Origin of the sequence: Eudoraea sp. (genome assembly GCF_049665975.1) — a bacterium.
GTDB lineage: Bacteria > Bacteroidota > Bacteroidia > Flavobacteriales > Flavobacteriaceae > Eudoraea.
Map to the genome: position 1 here is coordinate 1 of NZ_JBATGR010000225.1, position 8,974 is coordinate 8,974.

The following is an 8,974-nucleotide window of genomic DNA, read 5'->3' on the forward strand; positions in this document are numbered from 1 at the left end:
AGAGTTAAGCAAAAAGAGGGTATTGCCTAAAGGGATATTTGATGCGTCTTGTCTAATTTCATTACCATAAAGAACAAGAAAAAGGGCTCCTGCAAGACCAATAACTATCCCGACTATTTTGAGCGATCTAATTTTTTCTTTAATTAAAAAAAAAGATAATACAACAACTATTATTGGGGTGGTAGTTACAAGAACAGCGCTATTTATGGGAGTTGACAAATCCAAACCTTTAAAAAATGCCAGCATATTAATTGCCATGCCAAAGAGTGAACACAGCATTACCCGACCCCAGTCCTTCCTTTCTATTTTTTCTTTTGGCGCCAAAAAAGAAATACTCCAAAACAAGAATGTGGCACCTAATACCCTAAGCATTATAAACCCGAAAGGCGTAATATATACCGGCATCACTCCTTTTGCAATAGTATGGTTTAATCCATAAATTGTTGTAGCACCTAAGGCAGCTAATATGGCGAGAGTTCGCTTACTCAAGAATCAATAGTTTCTTTGGCTTTAGCAATTACCTTTTTGCTATTGCCAATAAATATTTGATTATTAACCAAAATAACAGGTCTTTTTAAGAATGTATAATGTTCCAATATCAGCGTCTCATAGTCCTTTTCTTGAAGTTGCTGGTGTTTTAATTGGCGTTCACTAAATAGGCGTGCTCTTTTGCTAAACAAGGCTTCATAACTACCTGCTAAATTTCGCATAACTTTCAATTGCTCAGTGTTAATTGGATCTGATTTAATATCCTGAAGCTCAATATCGACTAGAGGTTTCAGTTCATTTAAAATACGCTTGCAGGTATCACAACTACTTAAGTAATAAATTTTCTTCATGACTATTTTTTATCGAATTCAAAATTATAACAACTACTGCCAATTATTTTTAAATGAATGTGCTATTTTTATTATTTAATAACACCTTGTTACTAATCGTAAAAAAAGCACGCATTGGAAAAAATATTTGACATTACCCTTCAAAACAGGAAGATACTATACAAAATATTAAAACGAACTCCTCCTGAACTTCTATTTGAAATACCGGAAGGCTATCGCAATAATATTTGGTGGAATATCGCTCATATCGTTGCAACGCAACAAATACTTGTTTACAAATTTAGCAATCTCCCTACGCGTATTGATGATTCGCTGGTTCAAAAATTCAGAAAAGGGACCTTGCCCGATATTAGTCCCACGGATGAAGAGTTAGATCATATTGCCGCTTTTTTGCTTTCTACCGCAGAATGGGCCCAGGAGGATTATGAAAATGGGGTATTCAAGGAGTATAATGAATATAAGACCAGCACCAAGGTTATATTGCGTAATGTTGAAGACGCCTTATCTTACAATCTATATCATGAAGGCTTGCACCTTGGAGTTATACTTTCTTTGGAAAAAATTCTGTTAAAAGAAGGGGCTTTCTAGGTTTTGACGTTCCCAGATAAAAATTTTTGGATATCCTTATAAGGAAGAGTCAGTTCTATTGGACCATCGGCATAGGAGGCCACTTCATATTGATTATACAATAGTTTGAGTCCTTTCTCAGTAAAACCAATATTTTCAGGTAAATAAAAACTGTCTTTCTCAAACATAAACCCCGTACTATTGATGGGTGTATTTGCCGGGATATCTTGCTGTAATCTAAATTGGGTTTCAGCATACTGTTTAAAACCTTCCTTATCTTTAAATAGCTCCCAGTCATCCATTTCCTGCCCTCTTTTTTTACTAAAGTTTAAAAAATTTGTTGATCCATAACCATGGGCGCCACCGGTAAACAAATAAGATTTCAGTTCAATAGTTAGGAATTCTTTATCCTCATAGGTAACCATTCCATTTATTTTTGCCTTCCATCCAATAGTTTCATCAGGATAGATCTTTTTTAATTCAAAATATCCATTTGTAAACGAATCAATGGCCTCCTCAATAGTTTCTGCATTAATTTTATCATCAAAAGTTAATTTGGAGATAACTTCTTCTTTCAAAGTACGATTAATGGATTTGGCCAGTTTGTTATTTCCCAGTGCTCTGGGTACTTCAATAAAAACTTCAGGGCATTCCTTGCATTTAGTATTCGCCAGAGTTAAGGTTTCAAAAGTGATATGACCACTATCCTGACAACCAATAATAAGGGTTAGAAAAAAAAGGCCGCTTAATACATGCTTCATTTAGTTGAATTTGGATCTATTGCAAAACTAAGGATTCATTGGTTTCTCCAAAAGATAACAATACATTTGTGCATATAATTGTGTACTATGAGTGAAAAAGACTTAAGATTTAATAGCAAGGTAATTCATGGAGGCCAAAAGCCAGACAAGGCCTATGGTGCTGTGATGCCCCCAATTTATCAAACATCTACCTATGCTCAATCTAGTCCGGGCGAGCATATGGGGTATGAATATTCCCGTAGTGCCAACCCAACCAGGAGTGCATTGGAAAATGCACTCGCCAGTATTGAAAATGGGAAATTCGGATTGGCCTTTGCCAGTGGATTAGCAGCTATGGATGCAGTTATTAAACTATTAGGGCCAGGCGACGAAGTGATATCAACGAATGATCTTTACGGTGGAAGCTATCGTCTTTTCCGACAGATCTTTGAAAAGTATGGAATCAAATTTCACTTCATAGGGATGCAGGAAGTATCTGAGATTGCCGCATATATTAATTCAAACACGAAACTAATTTGGGTTGAGACGCCAACAAACCCAATGATGAATGTTATTGACATTAAAGCAGTTTCAGAATTGGCCAAAAGCAATAAGTTGCTAATGGCAGTAGATAACACTTTCGCAACACCGTATTTGCAACAACCTCTCGATTTAGGGGCCGACATAGTCATGCATTCTGCTACTAAATATCTTGGAGGGCATAGTGATGTGGTTGTGGGAGCTTTAGTTGTAAAGGATGAGGTATTAGCTGAGAAATTATATTTCATTCAGAACGCCAGCGGCGCCATTTGTGGCCCTATGGATAGTTTTTTGGTGCTTAGAGGAATTAAAACATTACATGTAAGAATGCAGCGGCACTGTGAAAACGGGAAACACATTGCCGAGTATTTACTTGCACATCCTAAAATAGAAAAAGTATACTGGCCTGGGTTTAAGGATCATCCCAATCATGAGGTTGCAACAAAACAAATGAAAGCATATGGCGGAATGATATCCTTTGTGCCCAAAGGGAGCAGTTTTAAGGATGCCATTGCCATTGTCGAAAAGCTAAAGGTTTTCACACTTGCAGAATCATTAGGAGGGGTCGAGAGTTTAGCGGGTCACCCGGCAAGTATGACACATGCCAGCATTCCTAAAAAAGAACGGGAAAAAAGCGGGGTTGTTGATTCACTTATTCGACTTAGTGTAGGAATTGAAGATGCCCAAGATCTTATTTCTGACCTGAAACAGGCAATCGGATAATTTTTATCATATTTTTAAAAAAAGCTACTTTAAATTGAAGAAAAGATATAATTTTGCGCTTGAATTTTTAATTCAATAATAATTATAGCTAATCATTTCTATTATGAACACAACTATTGAAGCATTTATGCACGAGGTTAGGACCCGAAATGGTCATGAACCTGAGTTCATTCAAGCCGTACAGGAAGTAGCAGACACTGTAATTCCTTACATAGTCCTACATGAGATCTATTACGGTAAAAACATTTTGTTAAGAATGGTGGAACCAGAACGACTGATTTCCTTTAGGGTATCCTGGGTAGATGATGACGGAGAGATACATGTAAACCGAGGATATCGCATACAAATGAACTCGGCAATAGGTCCTTATAAAGGTGGACTTCGTTTTCACCCATCAGTTAATGCCAGTATTCTTAAATTTCTAGCTTTTGAACAGGTGTTCAAAAATAGTTTAACTACCCTACCGATGGGGGGTGGAAAAGGAGGTTCAGATTTTGATCCTAAAGGAAAATCCGACGATGAAGTTATGCGATTTTGCCATGCTTTTATGGCAGAATTATGCAGGCATATAGGTCCTAACACAGATGTTCCTGCCGGGGATATTGGAGTGGGAGCAAGGGAAATTGGGTTCCTTTTTGGGATGTATAAGAAAATAAGAAATGAATTCACCGGTGTTCTTACGGGCAAGGGGTTATCATGGGGTGGATCTAAAATTCGTCCTGAGGCAACCGGTTATGGTACTGTATATTTTGCCCAAAGTATGTTAAAGACCAAGAATGAGGAAATTAAAGGAAAAACGGTTGTTGTTTCAGGATCTGGAAATGTTGCTCAATATGCCGCAGAAAAGATTTTACAATTGGGGGGAAAAGTTTTAACATTATCTGATTCAGGAGGATATATTTATGATAAGGATGGAATTGACAATGATAAATTAGCTTTTATTATGGATCTCAAGAATAATAAACGCGGTAGAATATCCGAATATGTGAAAAAGTATAAATCTGCAACCTATCATGAAGGCAAACGGCCATGGTCAGTGAAATGTGATATTGCGCTGCCATGTGCTACTCAAAATGAATTGGACGGAAATGATGCCAAAGAATTAATTGCTTGCGGCTGTATGTGCATTGCTGAAGGAGCAAATATGCCTTCTACTCCGGAAGCTATCCACGCTTTTCATGAAGCAAAGGTCTTATTTGCACCGGGTAAAGCTTCTAATGCCGGTGGTGTGGCTACATCTGGCTTGGAGATGTCTCAGAACTCTTTAAGAATTAGCTGGACCAGAGAAGAAGTAGATGAACGGTTACGTGGTATTATGGAAGATATTCACGATTCCTGTATTGAATATGGAGTAGAAGATGACGGATATTGCAACTATGTAAAAGGGGCTAATATTGCTGGCTTTGTTAAGGTTGCGGATGCCATGCTAGCACAAGGTGTGATCTAAATAATAAATAGGTGGTTGGTAATTATTGAAACTAAGTCTTTCTCAAAAGTGAAAGCTCAGTTCCTGTAATTACCAATCCATTTTTATTGTTAATTCAACCTATCTTTGCTTTATTCTAAGCGCAATAGATGCAAATTACTACAAAAGCTTTAATTCTATCTTCTTTAAAGTATGGAGACACAAGTTTAATTGTTAAAGCATTTACCTTTTCAGATGGATTAAAATCGTATCTTCTGAAGGGAATCTTAGCCTCCAGAAAAGGTAAATTAAAAACCGCCTACTTTCAACCATTAACGCAACTGGAAATAGTTGTGAATCACAAAAACAAAGGGACCCTGGAAAGACTTATTGATGCTAAAGTCAATTATCCATACCAAACTGCTCATACTGATATTGCCAAAAATGCAATGATTTTATTTTTGGCGGAAATGTTGGTCAACAGCATCTTTGAGGAAGAGCAAAATAAAGATTTATTCAATTTTCTGGAAGCATCACTTCAATGGCTGGACACACACGATAACATAAGCAATTTTCACTTGTTTTTTCTATTGGGATTATCAAAGTATTTGGGATTTTATCCAGATACCGGGAAAATGAATTACCCCTATTTTGATTTGGTGGAAGGTGCGTTTATTGAATTCCCTGGCATAAATCCAATTCTCAAAGAGGAAGCTCTCGAACTCTTTAAAGTATTTTTGGGCATAAATTTTGATAGAATTCATACAGTCAGGATGGGTAAAAAAGCCAGGCAAGAACTATTACAATCGCTTGTACTCTATTTTGAAGTACATTTGCACGGATTTAAAAAACCCAGATCACTTGCCATTTTGAATGAAGTTTTTAGCTAAAATGCATAGGGGAGTTTTTTTTGTTTTATTTCTTTTTAGTAACGTTATATCCGGTCAGGAAATAACGATTCTTGACGTGGAAACACAGGAACCAGTAATTAATGCAGTTCTTTACAATAATGACAAGTCAAAGACTGCCCTGTCCGATTTTGATGGAAAATGTGACATATCTGTTTTTAACAGTAATGAACGTATTACTTTAAGGCACCTTAGTTATCAGACCAAAAGATCCACCAAGCAACTACTTCTTAGGAGAGGAGGCAAGGTTTATCTTAGTTTAAAGCGAGAACAGCTTGATGAAGTGGTGATGTCTATTTCCAAATGGGAACAGCAAAAAAAAGACATACCGCAAAAAATAGTTTCAATTAATGCACAGGCAATAGCATTTACAAATCCACAGACTTCAGCAGATCTTTTACAGAACAGCGGGAAAATTTTTGTCCAGAAAAGTCAGTTAGGCGGCGGAAGTCCTATGATTCGGGGTTTTGCAACAAACAGACTTGTGTTATCAGTTGATGGGGTGCGTATGAATAATGCCATTTTTAGGGGTGGAAATATTCAAAATATTATATCCATAGACCCTTTTGTCATAAAGAATACCGAAGTTGTTTTTGGTCCTGGTTCTGTAATATACGGAAGTGATGCCATTGGTGGAGTAATGAATTTCATTACCAATAAGCCACAATTTTCAACCACTGATAGTTTAGATATTTCGGGAAATATTAATTATCGATACGCTTCTGGGAATGATGAAAATACCGGACATTTCGATATTAACCTGGGGTTGCATAAATGGGCTTTTTTAACCAGCGCTTCATATAATAATTTTAATGATTTGAAAATGGGCCAACATGGTCCGGATTCTTATCTCAGAAAACAATATGTAAAGCGATTGAATGGACTAGATGTATTGGCCGAAAATAAAAATCCCCGTATCCAAATCCCAACAGAATATGATCAGATAAATCTTATGCAAAAAATATCCCATAGGCCTAATAATAATTGGAGCTATGATTTAGGATTGTTTTATTCAAGTACTTCAGATTATTCCAGATACGACAGATTAATAAGACCAAATAGCAGTGGAACCGGATTGCGCTCGGCAGAATGGTTTTACGGACCACAAAAGTGGTTTATGGGGAATTTACAGGTCTATAAAAAGGGAAGGGGTAAGTTTTATGATGGTTTAAGAATTACAACTGCTTATCAAAATTTTAAGGAAAGCCGAAATGACAGACAATTTCAGGATTCTATACGCTATACAACAAATGAAAACATAGATGCTCTTTCCTTAAATATTGATTTTGAAAATAAAAAGATTGGAAATTTAAGATTGTATTATGGAGCTGAATATATTTTTAACAAAGTGGGGTCGGATGGGCAGCAAACCAATATTGAAACCGGATTTGTTGAACCCGGCCAGTCAAGGTATCCCGATGGTTCTACCTGGCAGACCCTGGCAGCTTATATGAATAGTGAATTGAAAGCTAAACCAAATTTCACTTGGTTGGCGGGAATTCGCTACAGCCATGTCTGGATTAATGCAGATTTTGATACAACTTTCTATCCTTTTCCTTTTGATAATTCAGATTTGAATAATGGAGCTTTGACAGGAAACATAGGATTTAGCTGGTTTCCTAAGGCGGACTTGCAGTTCACACTTAACGGAGGGACTGGTTTTAGAGCGCCGAATATTGACGATATAGGTAAGATATTTGATTCTGAACCGGGGTCCGTGGTAGTGCCAAATCCCAATTTGAAACCGGAATATGCCTATAACGCAGAATTGGGAGTTCAGAAGAACTTTCAAGATAAAGTGGTACTAAAAGGGGCGGCATATTATACTTATCTGAAAGATGCTCTTGTTCGAAGAGATTATCTGTTTAACGGGGAAGAAGAAATTCTTTATAATGGGGAATTAAGTAATGTGCAGGCCATTCAGAATGCTTCCAATGCATATGTGTATGGTTTCGAATTTGGTTTGGAGGCATTTCTTTCAGATAATTTCTCTATTTTATCAAACCTCACTTTAACTGAAGGAATGGAAGAGGACGAAAATGGCAATGACACTCCGGCAAGGCATGTGCCACCAACTTTTGGCGATTTTCACCTTATTTGGAGGAACCAAAGGTTGAAAACAGATCTTTTCCTGAATTATAATGGTCAAATATCATTTAATGACCTTGCTATTTCAGAAATAAATAAAAGTTATATCTATGCTAAAGACGCAGATGGAAACCCTTATTCACCTTCCTGGTATACTTTAAATTTAAGATCTCAATATCAGATTGCTAATCCTTTGAAAATAACATTTGCTATTGAGAATATTACGAATCAAAGATATCGACCGTATTCATCCGGAATTGCCGCAACAGGAATTAATTTTGTTCTAGGATTAAGTTTTCGTTTTTAAGATTATAAAAAGGCCGAATAATTAATTTAAAAACTATTGCATACTTCTATATTATTTTCACTTATATACCTTGTCATTGCTTTTAGAAGCTCCGGGATGCAGTAAAAAATCTGATATTTTTATTACAGAACGACATTTTTGAGAAAGACCCATAATTTCATTCTAATTCCTTAATTTTGCAGCCTTAATTTATACCAAAAGGAAACCGTTTGTATGAAATTTACGGAATATAAGGGATTAGATTTATCTAAGGTTGGGGAAGAAACGCTTCAATTTTGGAAGGCCCGGGATATTTTTGAAAAAAGTATTACTACAAGGGAGGGGCAAGAAAGTTATGTTTTCTACGAAGGCCCACCTTCTGCAAATGGAATGCCTGGAATTCATCATGTAATATCCCGAACCATAAAGGATTTATTTCCCAGATATAAAACCATGAAAGGTTTTCAGGTAAAGCGAAAAGCTGGCTGGGATACGCATGGTCTGCCTATAGAACTGGGTGTAGAAAAAGAACTGGGAATAACAAAAGAGGATATAGGGGTAAAGATTTCCGTAGAAGAATACAATGAGGCTTGTAAGAAAGCGGTAATGCGTTATACAGATGCCTGGAATGATCTGACGGAAAAAATGGGGTATTGGGTAGACATGGATGACCCATATATTACCTATAAACCCAAATACATGGAAACTGTTTGGTGGCTGTTAAAACAGATTTACGACAAAGGACTTATCTATAAGGGATACACAATTCAGCCCTATTCGCCAAAAGCAGGTACAGGTTTAAGTTCTCATGAATTGAATATGCCCGGCACTTATCAGGACATAACCGATACAACAGTAACCGCTCAATTTAAAATTAT

General features: G+C 36.7%; 9 protein-coding genes. 6 read left to right on the top strand and 3 right to left on the bottom strand.

Annotation, left to right across the window (positions count from 1 at the left end; genetic code table 11):
* The coding region (locus tag WBN20_RS08490; protein WP_424281370.1) for a DMT family transporter at positions 1–489 on the bottom strand (489 nt) is incomplete at its 3' end.
* On the bottom strand, positions 486–839 hold the full coding sequence (locus WBN20_RS08495) for an arsenate reductase family protein (protein ID WP_424271754.1): 354 nt from the start codon (positions 837–839) through the stop codon (positions 486–488). The genes WBN20_RS08490 and WBN20_RS08495, both read right to left, overlap by 4 nt.
* Before the next feature lie 114 nt (positions 840–953).
* Here WBN20_RS08495 and WBN20_RS08500 point away from each other — a divergent pair, with 114 nt between their 5' ends.
* Complete coding sequence (locus WBN20_RS08500; RefSeq protein WP_424271755.1) at positions 954–1,427, top strand: DinB family protein; 474 nt, start codon at positions 954–956, stop codon at positions 1,425–1,427.
* Here WBN20_RS08500 and WBN20_RS08505 read toward each other — a convergent pair.
* Positions 1,424–2,167, bottom strand: a complete 744-nt coding sequence (locus WBN20_RS08505) for a DUF3298 domain-containing protein (RefSeq protein ID WP_424281371.1) — start codon at positions 2,165–2,167, stop codon at positions 1,424–1,426. The two genes, WBN20_RS08500 and WBN20_RS08505, sit on opposite strands and share 4 nt — an antisense overlap.
* An 87-nt stretch (positions 2,168–2,254) precedes the next feature.
* Between WBN20_RS08505 and WBN20_RS08510 the strand changes: the two genes are divergently transcribed.
* The 5 genes from WBN20_RS08510 to WBN20_RS08530 form a co-directional block, all read left to right on the top strand.
* The gene (locus tag WBN20_RS08510) at positions 2,255–3,409 is read left to right on the top strand and encodes a cystathionine gamma-synthase (protein ID WP_424281372.1); all 1,155 of its coding nucleotides are present in this window, start codon (positions 2,255–2,257) and stop codon (positions 3,407–3,409) included.
* Between the two features lie 103 nt (positions 3,410–3,512).
* The gene (gene gdhA, locus WBN20_RS08515; protein WP_424271758.1) at positions 3,513–4,856 is read left to right on the top strand and encodes an NADP-specific glutamate dehydrogenase; all 1,344 of its coding nucleotides are present in this window, start codon (positions 3,513–3,515) and stop codon (positions 4,854–4,856) included.
* A gap of 128 nt (positions 4,857–4,984) precedes the next feature.
* The gene (gene recO / locus WBN20_RS08520; protein WP_424271759.1) at positions 4,985–5,704 is read left to right on the top strand and encodes a DNA repair protein RecO; all 720 of its coding nucleotides are present in this window, start codon (positions 4,985–4,987) and stop codon (positions 5,702–5,704) included.
* Positions 5,688–8,117: a TonB-dependent receptor gene (locus WBN20_RS08525; protein WP_424281373.1), complete on the top strand. Its 2,430-nt coding sequence runs from the start codon at positions 5,688–5,690 to the stop codon at positions 8,115–8,117. The genes recO and WBN20_RS08525 overlap by 17 nt, the downstream gene beginning before the upstream one ends.
* Before the next feature lie 213 nt (positions 8,118–8,330).
* Positions 8,331–8,974, top strand: a 644-nt coding sequence (locus WBN20_RS08530; protein ID WP_424281374.1) for a class I tRNA ligase family protein, incomplete at its 3' end; no start/stop codon positions are given.

Excerpts from the sequence above, each read along its gene's own strand:
- gdhA (WP_424271758.1), top strand. The coding sequence starts at position 3,513 with ATGAACACAACTATTGAAGCATTTATGCACGAGGTTAGGACCCGAAAT.
- WBN20_RS08510 (WP_424281372.1), top strand. The coding sequence starts at position 2,255 with ATGAGTGAAAAAGACTTAAGATTTAATAGCAAGGTAATTCATGGAGGC.
- recO (WP_424271759.1), top strand. The coding sequence starts at position 4,985 with ATGCAAATTACTACAAAAGCTTTAATTCTATCTTCTTTAAAGTATGGA.
- WBN20_RS08505 (WP_424281371.1), bottom strand. The coding sequence starts at position 2,167 with ATGAAGCATGTATTAAGCGGCCTTTTTTTTCTAACCCTTATTATTGGT.
- WBN20_RS08495 (WP_424271754.1), bottom strand. The coding sequence starts at position 839 with ATGAAGAAAATTTATTACTTAAGTAGTTGTGATACCTGCAAGCGTATT.
- WBN20_RS08525 (WP_424281373.1), top strand. The coding sequence starts at position 5,688 with ATGAAGTTTTTAGCTAAAATGCATAGGGGAGTTTTTTTTGTTTTATTT.